Genomic DNA, 20,314 nt, shown 5'->3' with positions numbered 1-20,314 from the left:
ATGGCTAATTTCTCTTCCCCGCAGTACTCATTTATTTGAGACATGAAAAAACTCCCCTTGATAAACAGGTTTTTATTATTTCACCTGTCTACCTAAAGGGGAGCATATCAATGGGTAGTTGTCTTTTTGGTTATTTAATCATTACTCGTATCTCATTCAGCGAACAAAACATCGAGTTCCTGATACAACCGATCCTTTTTTTCTTGCAGAATTCCATGGGACAAAAGGGCGAGTTCCAGCGTTTCCTGATTAGATCGATAACACCCCATACAATATAATCCATATCGTCCTAATATCCGCTCGATGTCATCTCCATACCGATCAAACAAATCTGCTATAGTCATTTTATTTATATCATTCTTGGAATTTAATTGTGATAATCGGTTAATCCTTGGATTCTTACGATAATACGGTGCTTGAAGCAATCTCCAAAAGTCAGCATGATAGATATCCGAATCTCGATAGAAGCTACACCAGTATCCAATAAAAGCTTCATCCCATGATATATCCTTCTGCACGATCGAGCCTAGAATTTCATTCGGCATACTAATCGATATCCCAGTTCTCTCTACTCCCGCTTCTTCAATCGATAATGCTCCATTCGCGATACGAAAAGAAACGTCAAATGCTAAGTCGGATATCTTCCCGGTCGATGTCAGTAAAACCTCAACATCCTCTGAAAAAATAATCTCAGGTACCTCGTTTAACTTCAATAAGTAAGAGATGACTTCCTCTCGAGAGACCTTGGTGGCCGACGGATACGATTTCAAAAAGCTTGCTTGGTCAAACTGATCCTTTAACCAAAGACCTTTGCTAACCGGATCATACAATTCTCTGCGATTATATCCAATACGTTCAATCTCATCTACATTCGGTACCCATTTTTCTCCAGCTAACAAATCGACGATACGTATCGGCTTATTTTCGAAAAACCGAAGCACGTCATCCAAGCTGTTTTTGAGAGATTTTTTTACAAACGGCTCGTGTTCCGGGTTCCATAGTTCAAAATGGCTTGCAAAGGGAATTAAATAGTTGGTTTGGTACAAAGACGCCGCTTTTTCCAACATCGTCAGAAGACCGCTGCAGCTTTTCCTCATAATCGTTGATTTTTCGTCTTCACTTAAATGTCCCCATGTTAAAGGGAATCCCGATGCGCCAGGCGAGAATGCTGAGGCGATGGCATCTACGGGACCAACCTGCCTGGCAATGTGAGGATTTAACCCTGCGTCGTTTAAATTCAAGAAACGGAACCCTTTAATTTCAATGAGTACAATCGCATCATTCCAGAGGCTTATTGGCTCGTAACAAGTAATAAAAATTTGATCTGCGATCTGAATTTTCTCTCCGAATGGCATTGCATGAACTCTACTGAAGCCAAGCTCCGTTAATCGGTGCTTCAACCGCTGATTAGGAAAGTCGGGTACGTAAACAGGGGTCTCTTTATTAAAATGAGCGAGGGTCGGCTCATGGAAGTGATCGGAATGCTCGTGCGAAATCCAAATTGCATCTGGTCGCAAATCCGAGCCATCCGTTAACGGGGTAGGGTAGTGAGTCCACGCCCCTAAAAAGCAGGGTCCGTCAAGCCATGGATCAGTCAATAACCGAAAATTTTCAGTCTCGAATTCCAAGCATGCATGAGAATGGAGCTTAATAGACAAATCCTTCGGAATTTGATTCGTCGACTTTTTCACGGATGGCTCCTCTTCGTCACTTTCTAAAAGAGCAAAGATCACCCCATCTTCAATGATCGTATCTATGGATTTCATACTCTGATTCACATTAGTTAAACATTTCCCTGACTTCTCATCAAACTTCCACATATGCACCGGGCATTCGAAAACACCATCCGTATGACAAATAGTACCTCCCATATGCGGGCAAGTGGACGAGAGAAGTTGAATCGAATCGTTTTCCCGGACTAAAAAGAACGGTTTCCCATCGATTTCGAGTGTAGCAGGCCAAGTATTAAATTGCGCAACCTCTCCGATTAACACTTTTTTCATAAGATCGTTTCTTACCCCCATAAAAATTAAATTGGCTCAGCCCCAATATCTGCGATTGAATTCGATTCCTACCATGTAAAAGTTATAATGACTTACGGAATGGCGATAACGATCTACTGTCTCATTTGTTCAGCGCCAGTTAAGAAATTTACCCCATTTTTTCAACCTTGTTACTGTCGATCATATCTTACAACAATACAGGATTGGCATATAATTTTCCATACTTGTCCTAACATTTTTGTACGTACAGCGTTGAATTTTTTTGTGCCTAAATAAAATAATGAATCAATAGACTGAACTTGAAAGCATTAAAGGAATCGTTCAAAAAAGTGTAAAATACCGCAGCGAGCGCAAAACGGTAAAACGCAAACCATTCTAGACGAAGCCGTTTAATTATTTTCAAAAAAGTAACGACGGCAATCATGGCCACGATAAAGGCGGTAATAAACCCGACTAGAAACAGCGTCAAATTGCTTGACGTCAATAACTCTCGGCTATCATACATGTCCAGCATCGTCGCGCCGAGCATGACCGGAACCGATATCATGAACGTGAAATCCGCGGCGGCTCTCTGGCTCGTGCCAAGCAGCATTCCGCCAGCTATCGTCGAACCCGATCTTGAAAAACCCGGCCACAAGGCGAGGCATTGGAACAATCCGATTCCAAAAGCCTGTTTGTAGGTAATGTCGTCCGTTTGCTCGGAAATCACTTTTCGCTTTGCCCGCGCACCAATGATCAGGAGAATCCCTCCCAGAATCAAGCCAATGAGTACAGGTGCCGGCCCGAATAATTCACGTTTAATGACATCCTTGAAAATCAGGTAAACGATAAGGGCAGGAACCATGGCGATTATCAAATGAATGGCGTTTAATTTCCCCGCTGCGGAAAAGTTGAATGTCAGCAGCCCTTTTAGCATATCCACATACCTTTTCCAGTAAAGCACAAATACCGCCATGACCGCACCGAGCTGAATGACAATCTTGAACGTGGTAGCCGCATCTCCTTCGAAACCCATCAAATGGCCTGCTAAAATCAAATGCCCTGTAGACGATACGGGCAGAAATTCGGTCAACCCTTCGATAATACCCAATATAATCGCGCTTATCATATCGTTCATTAATGAATGTCCGCCTTTCTAAAGTAGAGGAGTGCCGCGATGAAGCAACCAATCGCTGGCACAGCGATCGACATGTATGAGTATGACGCGGGATACTCCGGCAGGAGCGATCCGTTTACAATATCAAATGCAGCTATCCAAGGAATTAATCCCTTGTGCTCGGAATTTGAACCCATTACATTAATCAAAGTAATCACGATAGTCAAAATAATCGCCGGCACATAATTTTTCATCAAGAGCGTAATGAGCATAACAGGCGAGGATAGAACAAATAAAAACGAACCGGCAGCGATGAATTGCTTGAATGACTGCAAAAGCAAAGACATTGTCAAGCCATCAAACTGTCCAAGCATGCCTAGTAGCAGTGTTAATCCCCACGCCACGATCGTAAGCGCAATTATCCACATAAACAAAAGAAGCAACTTGCTGACTAGTATGCCAGTGCGGGATACCGGGATAGTAAGCAAATTTTTCAACGTATCCTCCGCATATTCACGGCTAAAAAGATAGGCTGCCGCCACACCATAGAGCGGAACGCCTATTAGTACCGACGTATACAGGTTGGTGTCAAAGAATAGATCTGCAAATAGGATCACCTCCGTCGGCTCATTGCTATGAATATGGATATAAGTCGAAACGACGACCAGGAATGGAGCAACCATGGCACCGATAAACGTTAAAGAAAACATTTTTGAGCGTTTAAGCTTCAATATTTCTGTATAGACCAGATCACCCAATGCTTCCGCCTCCCACAAGCTGAGTAAAATAATCTTCTAATTTGTCCTCACTGATAACAATCTTCGAAACCTCGATGTCCTGCTGAACAAATGTTTTATTGATTTGACCCTGCTCTCCAAAATGCGAATAAATTCGGATTTGGCCTTGCTCACGAATTTCATAATCCATGACGTTGAAATGGCTCTCAAGGATCATGGTAGCTTTTTTATCGTTTGACACTTGAAACTCCACATATTTGCGATTCATTTGGCGAAGCTTATTAATTGCCGTTTCCTCCAGCAATTTGCCTTTATGAATAATGCCCACGCGGTCCGCGAGCTGCTCGATTTCGGATAAAATATGGCTCGAGATGAGTATGGTAATTCCACGTTCCTCTGCCAATGCTTTGATCAGTTTGCGCATCTCCTTGATCCCGATTGGATCAAGCCCATTGGTAGGCTCGTCAAGGATAAGCAGCTCTGGATAATGAAGGAGCGCTCTCGCAATGCCAAGACGCTGCTTCATCCCGAGCGAATATTTCCCTACGGTCTTCTTTGTTTCATCTTGCAATCCGACCATCTCCAGCGTTTCCGCAACCGCATTTCGTTTATGGATGCCCATTATTTTAGCGTTAATCAACAAGTTCTCCACCGCAGTCAGATTTTCGTAAAAGCCCGGCACTTCAACAATCGACCCGATTCTGCGTAAAATATCTTTTTGACGGTGCGCAAGATTTTCGCCGAATATGTCAATTTGACCCTCGGTAGGTTTGATTAGCCCCATAAGCATGCGGATGGTCGTCGTCTTGCCGGCGCCGTTCCGTCCCAAAAAACCGTATATTTCGCCCTGGTTGACCTTCATGTTTACACGGTCGACCACAATCGACTTGCCGTAAGCTTTTGTCAGGTTTGTGGTTTTAATGATAACGCTAATCGTAAAACACCTCTTTTCGTAAGCATGTCATCATTATAGACAGACGATTTTAACAGCTTCTTATCTATTTTTTAATTGTTTCTTAATTTTCACGCCGTCTCTCGGCAAAAACAAGACAAAGGACGTTTTCTCCCACGGTATGCTTTGGACTGCAATCCCTCCACCCTCTCTTTCCGCGAGCGACCTTGCTATGGCAAGTCCGAGACCGCTTCCTCCGCTATCCGAGCTTCTCGCCTTGTCACTTCTGTAATTTCTTTCGAATATTTGCGCAAGCTCCTCTTCTTGTATCCCCGGACCCCGGTCCCAAATGATCAATTGGTACTCTTCGTCCATTTCTTGCAAGTCTACCCCCAGCACTTTCCCTTCTTTTCCGTACTGTACAGCGTTCTTCACAATATTCCCGATCGTTCTCATCAGTCCCATTCGGTCTACCCGCACAGGGTATATGACATCCGGAATATGTGTTTCCAAGGAGACCCCTTGCTTCGTCAGCTCCGGCAGAAACTCAATCAACAGTTCTCTGGTCAGCTCGGCCAAATCGATAACTTCCTCTTTGCGAGGCATCTCATCGGCATCGAGCTTGGCCATCATAAAAATTTCGTCAATCATTTCCTTGAGCGCAGAAGCCTTTACCGACAGAATCGCGATATACTTCTGTTTTTCCTTTTCGGAAGTTGCAATGCCGTCCTTCAGAGCGTCCACATAGCCAATAATGGAAGTGAGTGGCGTTCGAATATCATGTGAAATGCTGGACAACAGGCTGACTCTCGCCGACTGCGATTGGACTGATTCGATTTTGATCTGTTCAAGCTGATCGATGACTTCATTGATCGAAAAAACAAACTCATTCCAAATCGGGTCCTCTTTCGCAAATAACCGGGTCTTAAAATTGCCGCCAGCCGCTCGTTTTAACTCTGCAGCCATGTATGCCAATTTTGGGCGGAGAAGTAACACCATGGCTAAAGCAATGCCCGTAACTACGACAAATGTTGCGAGTAAAATCCATTGTGAAATCACCAATCCGTTGGGGTGCAAAATCGTGATAGAAAGCCCAACAATGATGACCAATTGAATTGCGAGCAGCGCGATGAGCTTATTCAGATTCATTTTTTTCACCCGTGAATTTGTAACCGATTCCCCATACCGTTTGAATAAACAGAGGGTTGGCTGGGTCTGCTTCTATTTTTTTGCGAAGTTTTCTGATATGTACCATGATCGTGTTGTCGTCTTCTATGTAGCTGCTGTCCCATACATGACGAAATAACTGGGTCTTGGTAAATACCTGTCCGGGATTAGTCGCCAAAAACTTTAGAAGTTCAAATTCCTTTGAGGTAAGTGAAACCTCTTCTCCTCCGGCATTGACGGTATATTGCCGTAGATCGATCGAGAGCCCTTTGTACGTGATCTTTAATTTGCTTTGCGTACCCTGTTCGCTCCCAAGAACCAGATATCGCCTCATAAGCGCCTTTACTCTGGCGACAACTTCATTGATACTGAAAGGCTTCGTCATATAGTCGTCAGCGCCTATGCTTAATCCCAGTATCTTCTCCGCTTCATGATCCTTGGCTGTGAGCATTAATATGGGAACGTTCGATTTGTTCCGCAATCTTCTACACACTTCGATCCCATCTACCAGCGGCATCATAATATCCAATATAACAAGGTTGTAGCTATTAACGTCGAACAAGCGCAGTGCATGTTCTCCATCTGTCGCTACATCCGCATGATAAAGTTCCCGTTCCAAATACTTCTTCAGCAAATCCCTTATTTCCCTGTCATCGTCGGCAATCAGTATCCGAACCTCGTCCATGATTTCACCTGCTTTTTTAAATTAATCATTATTCAACCATATTGCCATATCTGACCATCGTTTAATAGAGTGGATCTTGCCCATGAATAGCGTAACCGAATTCCTTCATTAATTTAAGAAAATTTTTACTCATCCACTAATTATTTCCATTAATACGTGAATAAGGGCGTAAGCACACTTGTGCCTACGCCCTTGCTCCGCTCAGCGTTTAGTCGTCGGGATCGACATCGCCCAGCAAATGTATGTCATTCGGACTGTTAACTTCCGACGAATCGTGGTCGGTAATCGACCTCACGAAGTCGGGTTTTCCATGGTTCGGTAAAGGGGAGGGATCTAACCACCCTTTATATGTTTTAACAACAAATACTGCGTTGAACTCCTTTGGCAGCAGCATGCGGAGCTTATTTTACTCATGCTAGCCGCGTAGCCTCGATAGGAGCTCCAATCGCTGATCAGGAAGCACACCTGCGTTATACTCCGCATATTGGAAAGGCTCCGCGAATTTGACGTTTCCAGCCTCATCCATTCCGTAATCCCGCTCCAGTGCCGGAAGCATTTCGTCCGATACCCGGAAAAACGTCGACCACCCTTCCAATATGAACTGTCTCTTCCCTTCGAAATCATGCGGCACAGGCTTCGTCATCCCCTGCTCGAACGGGGCGAACTCATAGAACTGAGTAGCATGGGAGTGACAAGCAAGCAGCTTCTTCTCCAGTACAGGGCCGATATCGATGACGATATCCGCTTTATACGATGCGCGCATGGAGTAATCCGGCATAAGCAGAAACAACGGCGGCTCATCCAAGCAAGGCGTATCAGGAACGATATTCGGTACATTGGCTACGAATGCGGAAGAATCGGCTACGACCCGACCCGCATATCTATTATCCGTATGCGTTCCCCCTTCCGGATGGAATCCAATGACGATATCAGCTTTCCAGGAACGAATTCGCTGAATGACTGCTTTCCTAATTTCCAAAGTCGGAAGAAGCCATCCGTCATGGTTGTCAAGAATTTCATACTCCGCAACGCCTAAGTGCTTAGCTGCTTCAACCGCTTCGGCAGCTCTTCGCTTGGCAAGCGTTTCGCCAGACAGCTCATGGTGCCCAGCATCTCCGTTGGTCAAGGAGAGGTATTTCACCTGATGACCTCTTTCGGTCAACAATGCCGTCGTGCCCCCAGCGTAAATTTCGGGCTCATCCGGATGCGCAGCGATGACAATGACTCGAAGGACGTCCTTCACACAATCACCTCTTCCGACAATTTTTCAATAAGCACGCGAACCCGCTCCCCTGTCCCTCCCGAGTTGTAGGAAGCGAGCTCGAACGGTTCCGCATACTGAAAGCGGCCCGCCCTCAACTCCCCGTACATCTCCACAAGCGAGGATGTCATCTCTTCCGAAACGTGTAGAAAATCCGATATGTCTCGCAGCAGCCATTCCCGTCTATCCTTCCAGACCGCGGGCACCTCATCAAGCCTTCCTTTCGTCCAAGGCTGATATTCGAAAAACTGCGATTCATGCGCGCCGCAGCCAAGCAGCTTGCTCTCTAGCGCTTCGTCAATTCCAACAACAATATCCGCGCTATATCTCTTCTTCATGGAATAGTCCGGCATAAGCAAATAAAGCGGCGATTTGCTTAAATACTTCGTATCAGGCACGACATTCGGAACAAGCGTAACGAACGCCGCGGCATCGCTTACCGCCTTGCCCGCATAACGATTATCCGCATGGGTGCCACCTTCCGGGTGGAACGTAATGACGACATCCGCCTCCCATTCCCTAATCCGTTTAATAATGGCATTGCGCAGCTCAAGCGTGGGCAGTAGAGATCCATCCCGGTTGTCGAGAATTTCGTAATCTGCAATACCTAAGGCAGCCTGCGCCCTCTTAGCTTCCTCCGCTCTACGAAGCACAAGCTCCTCTCCCGATAATTGAAAATGTCCTCCATCCCCGTTCGTAAGTGACAGAAACTTCACCCGATGGCCACGCCTGGCAAGCAGCGCTGACGTTCCTCCCGCATATTTTTCACCCTCGTCTGGGTGCGCGAAAATAACGATCACGTTTAACGTTTCACTCATTCATGCTGGCTCCTTTCAGATTCAACCGGTAATCACTTGGCGTAACGCCGACTTCTTTTTTGAATACGGTGAAAAATGTGCTTCTTGATTGAAACCCAGACTGTGCAGCGATCTCGGTAATCGTCTTATCCGTTTGGACAAGCAAATATTTGACGAGCTGTATGCGTTCATTCAGGATATAACCCGAAACCGTAATTCCGGTCCACTCTTTGAATAGCGTGCGGGCATAATTGACGGATAGCGATACGTGATTAGCCATTTGATCGATCGTTAACATCGGATTGTGAATGTTAAGCTTCAAATACTGGAGCATTTCCTCCACTCGTTCGTCTCTTCGGTCACCCGCACGACGCTCATACAAATTGCCTATAATAGCCTCGGTATCTTCTTTCAGCTTATCCATTGCTTCGTCCAATGTGTTGAATCGGTCCAGGTCCGAGCGAACGCCGTTCATACCGGAGAAATTCATTACTTTTCCGAACGCTTTGTACAAGTGATAGATCAGGAATGTCAGTTGCAGCTTACATTCGTCATAAGACATTTGGCGAAGCCTGTTTCCCGCTTCATCCAGCAGGCGCTTCGCCTTTTCTGTCTGTCCTAGCCGAATGGAGTCAATGAGTCCTGGTGGAATCGTATCATCCGGTAATTGTATCGAGCTTCTCGCTTCATTCTCGTAATCCGATTCTTGGTAAATTCGACTATTTCCATCGATAAAGCTAAGCGTTGCCAACTGGAAGGCCTTGTCGTATACAGCTTTCATATCGCAGTCAGGCTGGCGGAAATCACTTAATCCTACGGTCAGATTTAGCTTCAGCCACTTATGCACTCGGGTATTAATTTCTTCGAAGCAGTGAATTAGCTCCGTCCTTTCTCCTTCCGAACCGACTCCAATAATAAAGACGATATGATTGCCCCCAAAATCAATGCTTTCTACCTTCCAAGCCTTGAATGCAAAGGCCTCGCAGGCGATATTGACGATTGTGCCCTTGAGCGTTTTGCGGGAGGAGAAATCGTATTTCTCGGATAACGCCATATAGGAGTCGATTCTGCATACAGCGATAACGATGCTGGCGTAATCCAGAATCGTACTGGATTCTTGAATCCGTTTGCGGGTCGAGCCTTCTAGCTTGCCCTCATTGACCCACTCGCGCAGGTCATCTTCCTTCTGCCTAAGCCGTCCGTCCTGAACCGACTGATTCAACTGCTCAATCCTCTCCGTGAGAATCCCGAAGCCTAGCTGAATCTGGTGAACCTCGGTCTTCGGCAACAACCTTCTTCTCCAGCCGCTTTCCGCAGCCGTTTCGACCATGCTGGATATTTGCCTCGCCAACTGGCTGACGGGACGATGATAGCTTCTCGCATTCCAAAACAAGATCGCGATTAACGATACCAATAATCCGAGAAACGAATACAAAATTTTGTGCTTGAAAGATTCCGCATTTCGGAACCAATCATCCATTCTTGCCGAGTAATATATCGTCCAGTCTTCAACGCCTGCCAGATCATAGGAGATGATCCACTGGCTATCTTGGATGCTTGTTCTGAATGTTTCCTTATGCTGTTTCTTTCCTTGCTCACGCAGATGCTGGAGCAGCGCCGCATCAGATTGGCCAATAATGGGCTCACCATTGCCATCTGCCACATGAATGAATACGTCGCTATCCTTGTTTAACTGCAGCATAGACTTCTGAATGGCATCGCTGTTTAACCGAATAACAAGGAAGCTCTTTGGACGGTCTTTCTCAAGTCCGAACGGCAGCAGGATGGCTAGACTCTCATGGCCCTGGAACAGCAGCTTTGTAATGCGGAAATAGTTCGGCAAGTCTCCTTGCATGAGCTCTCCCATGCCATCCATTATTATTTCATACGCTGGAAGCATCCCCGTCTCATAATCAAATACGCGTCCCAGGTTGGCATTGTACACAACAGCGGATTCGATGAAAGGCTCATTAACGAGTCTTTTCTTCAGTAATTGCACCATGCCGTTAAGTACAAACGGATCATCTTCCCGCAATTGTACCCATGTCCTGATTTCTGGCTCTTCGTATAGGCTAAGCGTTACCCGCTTAAGACGGTCGAACGTAAAAATGAGGTTTTCTTTCGTTTGCTCCAGCTTATAACGGTCATTTCGCTCAAGCTCTTGCGAAGCATACTTGGAATACTGATTCGATAGATAGAAGGAGAAGGGAATAACGGTCATGCTGAACAAAATAACCAATATAAGAAAGACGTGCAAATAAGCCTCAGCTTGGATATATTTACGCATATGGTCCTCCCCTCTCCCTCTGTTCCGCTATAACGTTACTTTTTCAGGAAATCATCGATTTGCTTTTGCCCTTCCTCCTGGATTTTTTTGAGCGCGGGACCGGCCTTCTCGGTAAACTCCTTCCAATACGTATCCAGATCAACCGCGCCGTTGTAGATCGGAAGCAAATACTGGTTTTCCAACGCGTAAAATTGGGACAGCTCGTTCTGAACGGCACTCGTATCAAAGTTAAAGCCTGTCAGTACATCGACCGTAAAGTTGTTCGCGTTCATGATAAACCGATTTAGCTCGATAGCGGAAGGCTCTTGGCTCGCGTCGAGGCGGTCAAATTTCGGATTCCAAATCCAGTCGTACGGGAACCATGGGTATTTGTCTGGCGTCAGCATTCTATACTGCTGATCCCCTGCGTCTTCCCAGTTAACGCCCTTGATTCCATATGCGAGTAGATCATAATTTTCTTGAGAGGCGTTAGCCCAATCAAGAAATTGAATCGCTTCTTTCTTGTGCTTGCTCGACTTCGGAACGGTCATAAAATTCCACTGTTTGAACGTCGACGAATTTTTGCTCGGCGTCGGATCGAAAAGCGTATACGATTCAAGCTCCGAACCCGGCAAGTTAGAGAGTAGCTTCTCTGCCAGATCGGCTTTTAAGCCAAAATCTGTCGCTAAGTAAACTGCCGTAGGATGAGTCGTGACCCAGTTATCAGGATCCTTGATTGCCATCACGTCCGGATTTATAATTTTGTCCTGATAAAGCTTTCGTGCATTCTCGATTGCGCTCCAAATGACAGGGCTAGGGTCATCCAGCATGTTTCGGATGATCGGTGAATTCGGGGCCCTATAGAGGATGAAATCAGTCAACATCGGCGTCATCATAACATCCGTTCCTTGCGCTAAGCGGAAATGCACCTCGGACATCGGAATTTGCGTTTGAGGCGTCATTGGGATGATGTCGGGGTACTGCTGCTGTACCTTTCTAGCGAACGAAATAATATCATCATATGATTGCATTGGCGGCAAATCGAGCTTTTCTCTTAAGTCCTTGCGAATATAATAGGTCGTCGGTTTATAGAAGGAATTTCCAAGCGGAATCGCCAGCACTTGGCCGTTAATTTTGTTTGCGTCCCACATTTGCTGCGGGCGTGCCGCTAATATATTTTTGCCGTATTCGTTGAGCAATTCCTCAAGCGGCTCATAATATCCTGCTGACGCCATGCTGTCTAGATGCATCCAGGGTGCTTCGAACATCAGGTCGACCGGCTCGCCGCTCGTAAGCATAATCTGCGTTTTCTGATGAATGTCTGACCAAGAGGAGAAGATGACGTCAAGCTTTACATTGAGCGTACCCTTCATTTTATTCTCGATTTCCGCGATAACCTTATCCATATCTGCAGGACGGTCACCTGGCATAACGATCTTCAGCGTCACGGGATCTGAAATAGCCTGCTGTCCATTTTGACCGTTACCGGGACTTTCCCCGGTATTACGAGAGCAAGCCGTAACGAACAAAGCGATTATGAGAAGCGCAGCGCTTCGTTTGGACCATTTTTTCATATCGTTAACCTCCACTGGGTTTATCCCCTCTTCTATTAACCTTTCACCGAACCAATCGTTAATCCTTTTACGAAATACTTCTGAATGTATGGGTAAAGGAATATGATCGGACCGATCGTCAAGCAAACTGTCGCGAGCCGTACGCCTTGGTTCGGCAATCCCCCTCCGTAAGAACCGGGACTGCCTTGAATGTATGACAAAATATTAAGATTGGAAATGAGCTGCCTAATCATAAGCTGAAGCGGCTGAAGCTTGTAATTATCGACAAACAGCAATGCTAGCCACCAATCGTTCCAGTAGAAAATCGCATAAAACAAACTGATCGTCGCGATCGCCGGCACCGAAATCGGCCACATAATGCGGAAGAAAATCCGATAATCACCTGCTCCATCCATGACAGCCGATTCGTATATTTCGAAGGGCAGCGTACGGAAGAATGAAACTAAGATGAACGTGTAAAATGGGTTAATAAGCGATGGCAGTATCATGGACCATATACTGTCCTTGAGTCCCAACCACATAGAGATTACAATATAGAAGCCAACAAGCCCCGTGCCGAACAGAATCGTAAAATAAGTAAAAAACGCCAACTGGTTTTTGAACTTGATTTTCGGATGGGCCAGCACGTAGGCGAACATCGCGGTAATGAGTACGGCTAGCACTGTACCTACGATCGTCACGAATAACGTTACACCGTAGCTATAATAGATTTGATTGCCCGTTAGCAAGTACCGGTACGCATCGAGTGACCATTTGCTCGGCAGGAGACTAAAGCCGTGTAGGCCGAGCACGCTTTCGGATGCGAACGAATTCACAATAACGAGCCAGAATGGAATAAAAGAAAATAACGCGAACGACGTAACCACCACATACACAGCGGCAATGACTATTTTGTCGGAAGTGCCTATTTGTTTGATAGCTTTTAGCATGGCAATTATCACTCCTTCCGTTCTAGAAGATGCTCGATTCCTTGTCGATCTTCCTTACGATAAGGTTAAAAACACAAATCGTAACCAACCCTAGCACGGATTGATAAAGTCCGATAGACGAAGACATGCCGAAATTACCCAGCTGCCGCAAAGCGCGGTATGCGTACGTATCAATGACGTCCGTCGTCTCGTATAGGACGCCATTGTCTCCGACGAGTCCGAATATCATACCGAAATCACCGTAAAAGATACGTCCAATCGCTAGCAATGTAAGCACGATAATCGTCGGGCGCAGAAGCGGCAGCGTAATATGCCTAATGCGCTGCAGCCTTGTTGCTCCGTCTATTTGCGCGCTCTCATAATACTCCGGCGAAATGCTTGTAATGGCAGCCAAATAAATAACAGCCTGGTAGCCTGCCGTCTTCCATACGCTAATGACCGTTAATATGGCTGGCCAATAGTGAGGCATGTTGTACCAGGATACAGCATCCAGGCCCAACTCCTTCAACGAACGGTTTATTAAGCCATCCGAGGTGTTAAGCAGAGAGAACAGCATCATGCTTACGACCATCCAAGATACGAAAAACGGAAGAAACGCCATTGATTGCGCGACTCTTTTGAAGACGGCCTGCCTAATCTCATTAAGAAAAATGGCTAGTATAACGGAGATGACAAGACCGAACGCAATGAATAATGCATTAAGAAACAAGGTATTAAACGTAACGCGCAGCCAGTCGCTTCCGCCGAAAAAAAACTTGAAATTATCAAGTCCCGTCCAAGGGCTCCCCCAAATCCCGTCAAAATAATTGTAGTTTTTAAACGCAATCACATGGCCGAACATTGGTAAATAGAAGAAAATAATAAGTACCAGCAAGCCCGGGACCGCTAATGAGTACAACACCCGATTGCGCATAATTTCTCGAAACACCATTTTGGTTTCACCCCCTTCATAACGTTATGATAACGTCATGTTGGGGTCACAATATAGTCTCCGATTCAATGATTCAGTTCAGATTTCATGGATTTCGGTACAACTCGTCCTTAATATGTAATGATTTCTAACATTAAATTAACATACAAAGCATATTTACCGCAATTTCAATAAAAAAGCACCCTTCATGGTCCCGGCATGGCGGAACACATAACTTGGAGTGCTTGAACTCATAATATTTCATTTTCGGGGTACTTACCCATTCAATGCACCATAAATGCAATATTTGTTCTTGTAGTGATGACTGCCCTGTAGCTCATGAAAATAAGTACCTTAACAAGAATAAGAAATGCAAAAACCCGACCTCACGAGGTCGGGTTTTTCATGGTTTGGTGGAGGCGAGGGGATTTGAACCCCTGTCCGAAGATCACGCCACACAGGCTTCTACGGGTGTAGTCACAGTTTTGATGTCACCCGAGTATCGCCCCGTAACCGGCTATACGTTGGGTCAGCCTGATTGTCTTCTTCAGCTCACCGCAGGCGGAGATGAGACAGCGTATTCCACTACTTGTTAGCCCCTAATCCAGTCACATGGACGATGCTGGGTAGAAGCACGCACACAGTTTCTTAGGCTGCGAAAGCGTAGTTTGTTTGTTGTTTGCCGTTTAATAGGCTTTAGCGTTGATGAAGCAGACGACTCCCTGCTACCCGCAACCCGCGCTCGTCCAATCCCCGTCGAATCCATAAACGCCCCCAATTTTGCATAAACGACTAGCTGCACACAAACATGAAATACATGTCTTGCTTGCACTACCGTTTAGCTCAATTGAAGCTTTAGGATCAAGGATCAACTTCATCAGATTAAACGTCTGATTCAACTGTTCCGATTGTCTAGCACGAATGCACTTTCTAAATTGACTTTGCTTTGTGTTGCCTTTTCTACTGCTTTAGTATACCACGAACGCTCGGCAATTGCGCGCGTTTGTTATTGGCAACGCTAGACGTTTGCTTCCATGGAAATATAAGCTTAGCGGGCAACCTTTTGTTTCTCGCGAAGAGCACGCTGGATATCGCGCTGTGCATCGCGCTTCGCCGCCGTATCCCGCTTATCGTATTGCTTCTTGCCTTTACCTAGCCCAATCAACAGCTTCGCATATCCATTGCGCACGTAGATCTTTAAAGGTACAATGGCATAGCCCTCTTGCTTCGATAAGCCCAATAGCTTATGAATTTGAGCTTTGTGCATCAATAGCTTGCGTGCACGCGTTGGATCGGTAGGGTTGTGCATATTGCCTTGCTCAAACGGGCTAATGTGCATATTGTGAATGAAGATTTCACCGTTACGAATGGTTGCGAAAGCATCACTGATGTTCGCCCTGCCATTACGCAGCGATTTAATTTCCGTTCCCAAGAGCACCATCCCAGCTTCGAACGTTTCCTCAATGAAATAGTCATGGGAAGCCTTCTTGTTCTGGGCCAGCTGCTTGCCGTCACTTTTCTTACCCATGCTAGTCACCTCGACATCATTCAGCTACAATAGTTGTTGTACATATGCTGGTGTTCATTGTAACAACTTTAGGAACGGAAATCAAGGCGCCTGCAGAGACCCGCTCTCTCGCCGTCGTATTCGAGAAGGAGAATATCCATGCTGCTTGAAATCATAGCTACAACAGCCGATGAAGCGGTTACAGCCGCACTCCACGGCGCTGACCGCATAGAACTAATCTCAGACTTCGAGCAAGGCGGACTGAGCCCCAAGCTAGACGTCATCTCCGAGGTGGTTGAGGCACTTAAACGACTGGAGCAATCCAATAGTTCAGCATTTCCTAAGATCATTCCCATACATGTTATGGTTAGGCCACATAGTCAATCCTTCGTGTATGATGAAGCAGATTTGCAAGAAATGATTACTTATATGCTAAGCTTGCAAGGCACAGGTATCCATGCTTACGTTCTAGGAACGCTGCGCACGGACGGCACAATAGATATACAGTCATTGGAGCGCCTTTTAGACGCTGCAGGGGACATCCCGGTCACCTTCCACCGTGCATTCGATGAGGTCACGGACCAGCAGGAGGCTTTATCCACTCTATTGCAGTATTCTCAAATCAAATGGATTCTCACCTCCGGCGGCAAACCAAGCGTACTCGATGCAACCGATCAAATCGTTAGGTTGATTCAACGAACTAATGGGCATGATATAACTATCCTACCAGGAAGCGGACTAACCGTTGCGGCATTGCCGGGCTTTCTCTCAGCCACCAAAGCGCAAGCCGTTCATCTCGGCACTGGTGTCAGACTTGGCGGAACCACAGCACCGATCGATGGTTCGCTTATACGAAGCGCCCGGCAAATGCTTGACCAATTTCGTTAAAATATAACCTATTCCCCCTGCTTAGTTTCGCACAAAAAAAACCGCCCTCAACCCTAAGGTCAAAGGCGGTTTTATTAACGTTCGTAAGCTACTACAGCTTTACAACGTTTTCTGCTTGTGGTCCACGGTTGCCTTGAACAACGTTAAATTCTACGCGTTGTCCTTCTTCAAGAGTTTTGAAGCCTTCGCCAGTGATTGCGGAGAAATGTACGAATACATCGTTGCCGCCTTCAACTTCGATAAAGCCGAAACCTTTTTCTGCGTTAAACCATTTAACTGTACCTTGTTGCATGTGTAAAAACCTCCAAAAAAATAATATTAATATGCGCCTGGTTTGTCTTTAAACAAAAAATTCACACATTGGAAAGGGTTTCATGACTATAATGACACCCTTTTCAATATGTGAATTCAGGTTCATATTATCGATTGATTTGAGTTTACTATACCCAGAATTAAAAAGCAAGCGACGAGCTTAAATATATTTTGCCATATTGTCCAGATCGCGGCGGCTTCCATTTATGACATAGAACGGAAGCCGCCCGCCTGTTATTTACTTGCGATTCTTGCGGACAAACGCCGCTGTGGCATTGCCCCCGCCGCCGCTTTTCTTCTTCCGCTTGCTCTTGCCAGGAGCTGCGCCACTTCCATCCGGGCTTGGCGCATCCGCCCCGCGCTCGCCGCTAAAAGCACCGCTCGGCGCCGCATTCTTCCGCCTCGCCGCATCGCCGCCGCCTTCGCTCCGCCGCTTCCCGGCTCCGCCACGGCCACTGCCGCCTTGCCCGCCGCCTCCGCGTATGGGCAGGCCCCACATATCCGTGCGCGATCCGCTTCCGCTTCCGCGCAACTGCTCCCGGCCTTGGCCCGGCGCTCCGCCTGCCTCTTGCCCCGGCCCGCGATCCGACGCCGCTAACCCGCCGTCGTTCCCGCCGGCACCGGCTTCGCCGCTGCCTCCTCGGCCGCGCCGCTTGCCGCCGCGCCCGCTATCAGGCGCATCGATCCGCCATGGATTGGCTTGCTCGACAATGCCAACCACGCTGCGGTCCACGCCGCTATTGAATCCGCCTCGGCCGCCTTTTCCGCCACGGCCTTTGCCTCCGCGGCCACCTGCGCCTGCTCCGCCTCGGCTATCCGCGCCAGCACTGCCGCGTTTGCCTTCGCCTGCCGCAGCAGCTGAGCTATTGCCGTTACGACCGCGGTCACCAGAACCGGAACCGCTTCCGCCGCGGCTTTTTCCGCCTCGGCCACCACGATCGACACTGCCCGCACGATCACCGAAACCTCCGCGTTTTTTTCCGCCGCCAAAGCTGCTTGGAATGCCTTTTCCGCTGCGCGGCTTCATGTCCATCAGCTCGAAGTCAATCGTGTGCTCCGTCATGCTGACGCGGGTAACGCGAATTTTTACTTCGTCGCCAATCCGATATATTTTGGATGTGCGCTCGCCAACCAATATCATATGCTGCTCATGGAAGTTATAGTAGTCGTCTGACATGTCGCTTAGGCGAATCAAACCTTCCACTGAATTATCCAGTTCAATAAACATGCCGAAGCTCGTTACGCTGCTAATGATTCCTTCGAACTCCTCGCCCACTTTATCGAGCATGAATTCGCATTTCTTCAGCTGCTCCGTATCGCGTTCGGCATCAACCGCAACCCGTTCGCGTTCTGACGAATGCTGGGCTACTTCCGGCATGCGTGCCGTAAGCGTCTCATGGCGCGCCTCCGTCAAATGGCCCCCGCCATCCAGCACCTCGCGAATGATCCGGTGGATGACCAAATCAGGATAACGGCGAATCGGAGACGTGAAGTGCGAATAAAATTCAGCCGCAAGCCCAAAATGTCCTAGGCTCTGCGCATCATATTTGGCCTGCTTCATCGAACGAAGCATCACCGTCGAAATAACGGTTGCCTCTTTCGTTCCCCGTATTTCCTCAAGCAGCGTCTGCAACGCTTTCGGATGAATCGAATTGCCTTTGCCCTTTACGGTATAACCGAAGTTTGAAGCGAACTGGACGAAATTGAGCAGCTTCTCCTGCGTCGGGTCCTCATGAATCCGGTAGAGGAACGGAACGCGCAGCCAGTGAAAATGCTCAGCAACCGTCTCATTGGCGATCAGCATGAACTCCTCGATAATTTGCTCAGCAACGGAACGCTCTCGCTTGATAATATCGACCGCTTTGCCGTTCTCATCCACGATTACCTTCGATTCTTGGAAATCGAAATCGATGGCGCCGCGTTTCATCCGCTGGGAGCGCAGGCGCATCGCAAGATCCTCCATAAGCCCGAACATATCGAGCAGATCGGCATATCGTTCCTTAAGCTCCGTCTGCGGCTCTTCTTCCGTAGCCGTCAGAATTTTTTTTACGTTCGTATAGGTCATGCGCTCTTTCGTACGAATCACGCTCGTAAATACGTCATGGCGTACGCGCTTCAGTGTCGCGGCGTCGAATTCCATCTCGCAAGAGAGCGTAAGGCGATCCACTTTCGGATTAAGCGAGCAAATGCCGTTCGACAAGCGATGCGGCAGCATCGGGATTACGCGGTCAACCAAATACACGCTGCATCCTCTGCGGTAAGCTTCCTGGTCCAGCTCAGAATTTTCCCTCACGTAGTACCCTACGTCCGCAATATGGACGCCGAGCAAATAGTTGCCGTTTTCCAGCCGCTTCACATGCACCGCATCATCTAGATCCTTGGCATCCTCGCCATCGATCGTGACGATGACTTCATCGCGAAGATCACGTCTTCCCTGCTGAACGATTTCTTCGTCGGTAATCGAATCCGGCGCAGCCTCGGCTTCCGCCATTACCTCATCCGGGAATCCCTCCGGCAGCTGATGCTTGCGAATAATCGACAAAATATCTACGCCCGGATCATTCTTATGTCCTAAAATTTCGACAATTTCGCCTTCGGCCGCAGAACGTCCTTCCGGATAGGAGACAATGTTCACGACAACCTTTTGTCCGGAAACTGCTCCTTGATAGCCGCCTTTAGGAATAAATATATCGCGGTTAATCCTTTTGTCATCCGGTACAACGAACGCGTAGACATCGTGGTCCTCGAATGTGCCCACGATCTGAGTGACTGCCCGTTCCACGATGCGAACGACCTCGCCCTCCATCCTGCCGCCATGCTCGCTTCTTGTCGTGACGCGCACGAGGATAATATCGCCGTTCATTGCGCTCTTCAGGTCATTCGCATGCAAATATACATCCCCGTGATCCTTCTGATCCGGTATCAAGAAACCAAAGCCCTTCGCATGCGATTGCAGCTTGCCCCTTAATAAGTTCATCCGCTCCGGCACGCCATAATGGTCATTCGGTGTACGAATGATTTTGCCAGCGTCCTCAAGCAGGTTCAGCAGTTTAAGGAACTCCTTAAACTCCGCTGCTCCCTCGATACCAAAATGCTTCTCGAGCTCTTGGTACGTCATCGGCTTGTAAGCCGTTTCTTTCATAAAATCAAGCAGTTCCTGCTCGTGAATGGTCATTAGTTGTTTTTCTCCTCATAAACCTGCGGCCAACTCTAGCTTCGGTTGCGGCAGGTTGATAGATTATCATATACCATGTAGTATACACGAAATGGAAGCCCCGCATCCGTGAATA

At 47.2% G+C, this 20,314-nt stretch carries 16 protein-coding genes and 1 other RNA gene; 1 reads left to right on the top strand and 16 read right to left on the bottom strand.

Going from position 1 to position 20,314, the window contains the following annotated elements:
• Positions 1–152: 152 nt before the first annotated feature.
• The 14 genes from AC0YN3_RS32125 to smpB all read right to left on the bottom strand — a co-directional run bounded on the left by AC0YN3_RS32125 (position 153) and on the right by smpB (position 15,845).
• Positions 153–2,003, bottom strand: coding sequence for a Rieske 2Fe-2S domain-containing protein (locus tag AC0YN3_RS32125; RefSeq protein ID WP_475778898.1), 1,851 nt, complete (start codon positions 2,001–2,003; stop codon positions 153–155).
• A gap of 268 nt (positions 2,004–2,271) precedes the next feature.
• A complete protein-coding gene (locus tag AC0YN3_RS32120) occupies positions 2,272–3,120 on the bottom strand; it encodes an undecaprenyl-diphosphate phosphatase (RefSeq protein WP_475778897.1) in 849 nt (282 codons plus the stop codon).
• Positions 3,120–3,857 carry an ABC transporter permease gene (locus AC0YN3_RS32115; protein ID WP_475778896.1) on the bottom strand — a complete coding sequence of 246 codons (738 nt, stop codon included), beginning with the start codon at positions 3,855–3,857 and terminating at the stop codon, positions 3,120–3,122. Before AC0YN3_RS32115 ends, AC0YN3_RS32120 begins: the two co-directional genes overlap by 1 nt.
• Entirely contained in the window at positions 3,850–4,770 is a 921-nt protein-coding gene (locus AC0YN3_RS32110; protein ID WP_475778899.1) for an ABC transporter ATP-binding protein, read from the bottom strand. The genes AC0YN3_RS32115 and AC0YN3_RS32110 overlap by 8 nt, the downstream gene beginning before the upstream one ends.
• 60 nt (positions 4,771–4,830) lie before the next feature.
• Positions 4,831–5,877 carry a sensor histidine kinase gene (locus AC0YN3_RS32105; RefSeq protein WP_475778895.1) on the bottom strand — a complete coding sequence of 349 codons (1,047 nt, stop codon included), beginning with the start codon at positions 5,875–5,877 and terminating at the stop codon, positions 4,831–4,833.
• Entirely contained in the window at positions 5,864–6,580 is a 717-nt protein-coding gene (locus AC0YN3_RS32100) for a response regulator transcription factor (protein ID WP_475778894.1), read from the bottom strand. The genes AC0YN3_RS32105 and AC0YN3_RS32100 overlap by 14 nt, the downstream gene beginning before the upstream one ends.
• A 415-nt stretch (positions 6,581–6,995) precedes the next feature.
• A complete protein-coding gene (locus AC0YN3_RS32095; RefSeq protein WP_475778893.1) occupies positions 6,996–7,823 on the bottom strand; it encodes a PIG-L deacetylase family protein in 828 nt (275 codons plus the stop codon).
• Positions 7,820–8,659, bottom strand: a complete 840-nt coding sequence (locus tag AC0YN3_RS32090; RefSeq protein WP_475778892.1) for a PIG-L deacetylase family protein — start codon at positions 8,657–8,659, stop codon at positions 7,820–7,822. Before AC0YN3_RS32090 ends, AC0YN3_RS32095 begins: the two co-directional genes overlap by 4 nt.
• The gene (locus AC0YN3_RS32085) at positions 8,652–10,925 is read right to left on the bottom strand and encodes a helix-turn-helix domain-containing protein (protein WP_475778891.1); all 2,274 of its coding nucleotides are present in this window, start codon (positions 10,923–10,925) and stop codon (positions 8,652–8,654) included. The genes AC0YN3_RS32090 and AC0YN3_RS32085 overlap by 8 nt, the downstream gene beginning before the upstream one ends.
• Before the next feature lie 35 nt (positions 10,926–10,960).
• The gene (locus AC0YN3_RS32080) at positions 10,961–12,478 is read right to left on the bottom strand and encodes an extracellular solute-binding protein (protein ID WP_475778890.1); all 1,518 of its coding nucleotides are present in this window, start codon (positions 12,476–12,478) and stop codon (positions 10,961–10,963) included.
• 35 nt (positions 12,479–12,513) lie between these two features.
• Positions 12,514–13,407: a carbohydrate ABC transporter permease gene (locus tag AC0YN3_RS32075; protein WP_475778889.1), complete on the bottom strand. Its 894-nt coding sequence runs from the start codon at positions 13,405–13,407 to the stop codon at positions 12,514–12,516.
• Positions 13,408–13,429: 22 nt separating this feature from the next.
• On the bottom strand, positions 13,430–14,338 hold the full coding sequence (locus AC0YN3_RS32070; protein WP_475778888.1) for an ABC transporter permease: 909 nt from the start codon (positions 14,336–14,338) through the stop codon (positions 13,430–13,432).
• A 390-nt stretch (positions 14,339–14,728) separates the two neighbouring features.
• Positions 14,729–15,093: a transfer-messenger RNA gene (ssrA, locus tag AC0YN3_RS32065) on the bottom strand.
• Between the two features lie 272 nt (positions 15,094–15,365).
• A complete protein-coding gene (smpB, locus tag AC0YN3_RS32060; RefSeq protein ID WP_475778887.1) occupies positions 15,366–15,845 on the bottom strand; it encodes an SsrA-binding protein SmpB in 480 nt (159 codons plus the stop codon).
• A gap of 138 nt (positions 15,846–15,983) precedes the next feature.
• Here smpB and AC0YN3_RS32055 point away from each other — a divergent pair, with 138 nt between their 5' ends.
• Complete coding sequence (locus tag AC0YN3_RS32055) at positions 15,984–16,712, top strand: copper homeostasis protein CutC (protein WP_475778886.1); 729 nt, start codon at positions 15,984–15,986, stop codon at positions 16,710–16,712.
• Between the two features lie 91 nt (positions 16,713–16,803).
• Here AC0YN3_RS32055 and AC0YN3_RS32050 read toward each other — a convergent pair whose 3' ends face one another.
• Together AC0YN3_RS32050 and rnr are read right to left on the bottom strand one after the other, a co-directional pair.
• Positions 16,804–17,004, bottom strand: a complete 201-nt coding sequence (locus AC0YN3_RS32050; protein WP_028609190.1) for a cold-shock protein — start codon at positions 17,002–17,004, stop codon at positions 16,804–16,806.
• A gap of 258 nt (positions 17,005–17,262) precedes the next feature.
• Positions 17,263–20,199 (bottom strand): ribonuclease R, encoded by a 2,937-nt coding sequence (gene rnr, locus AC0YN3_RS32045; RefSeq protein ID WP_475778885.1) that lies wholly within the window; start codon positions 20,197–20,199, stop codon positions 17,263–17,265.
• Between the last annotated feature and the right edge of the window lie 115 nt (positions 20,200–20,314).

This window comes from Paenibacillus sp. J22R232, assembly GCF_056269165.1.
The sequence above is the reverse complement of the archived record's forward strand: the minus strand, read 5'-3'. Positions and strand labels throughout refer to the sequence as shown.

Coding starts and splice junctions, on each gene's coding strand:
- AC0YN3_RS32125 (WP_475778898.1), bottom strand. CDS start 2,003: ATGAAAAAAGTGTTAATCGGAGAGGTTGCGCAATTTAATACTTGGCCT.
- AC0YN3_RS32120 (WP_475778897.1), bottom strand. CDS start 3,120: ATGAACGATATGATAAGCGCGATTATATTGGGTATTATCGAAGGGTTG.
- AC0YN3_RS32105 (WP_475778895.1), bottom strand. CDS start 5,877: ATGAATCTGAATAAGCTCATCGCGCTGCTCGCAATTCAATTGGTCATC.
- AC0YN3_RS32100 (WP_475778894.1), bottom strand. CDS start 6,580: ATGGACGAGGTTCGGATACTGATTGCCGACGATGACAGGGAAATAAGG.
- AC0YN3_RS32090 (WP_475778892.1), bottom strand. CDS start 8,659: ATGAGTGAAACGTTAAACGTGATCGTTATTTTCGCGCACCCAGACGAG.
- AC0YN3_RS32085 (WP_475778891.1), bottom strand. CDS start 10,925: ATGCGTAAATATATCCAAGCTGAGGCTTATTTGCACGTCTTTCTTATA.
- AC0YN3_RS32080 (WP_475778890.1), bottom strand. CDS start 12,478: ATGAAAAAATGGTCCAAACGAAGCGCTGCGCTTCTCATAATCGCTTTG.
- AC0YN3_RS32075 (WP_475778889.1), bottom strand. CDS start 13,407: ATGCTAAAAGCTATCAAACAAATAGGCACTTCCGACAAAATAGTCATT.
- AC0YN3_RS32070 (WP_475778888.1), bottom strand. CDS start 14,338: ATGGTGTTTCGAGAAATTATGCGCAATCGGGTGTTGTACTCATTAGCG.
- smpB (WP_475778887.1), bottom strand. CDS start 15,845: ATGGGTAAGAAAAGTGACGGCAAGCAGCTGGCCCAGAACAAGAAGGCT.
- AC0YN3_RS32055 (WP_475778886.1), top strand. CDS start 15,984: ATGCTGCTTGAAATCATAGCTACAACAGCCGATGAAGCGGTTACAGCC.
- AC0YN3_RS32050 (WP_028609190.1), bottom strand. CDS start 17,004: ATGCAACAAGGTACAGTTAAATGGTTTAACGCAGAAAAAGGTTTCGGC.
- rnr (WP_475778885.1), bottom strand. CDS start 20,199: ATGACCATTCACGAGCAGGAACTGCTTGATTTTATGAAAGAAACGGCT.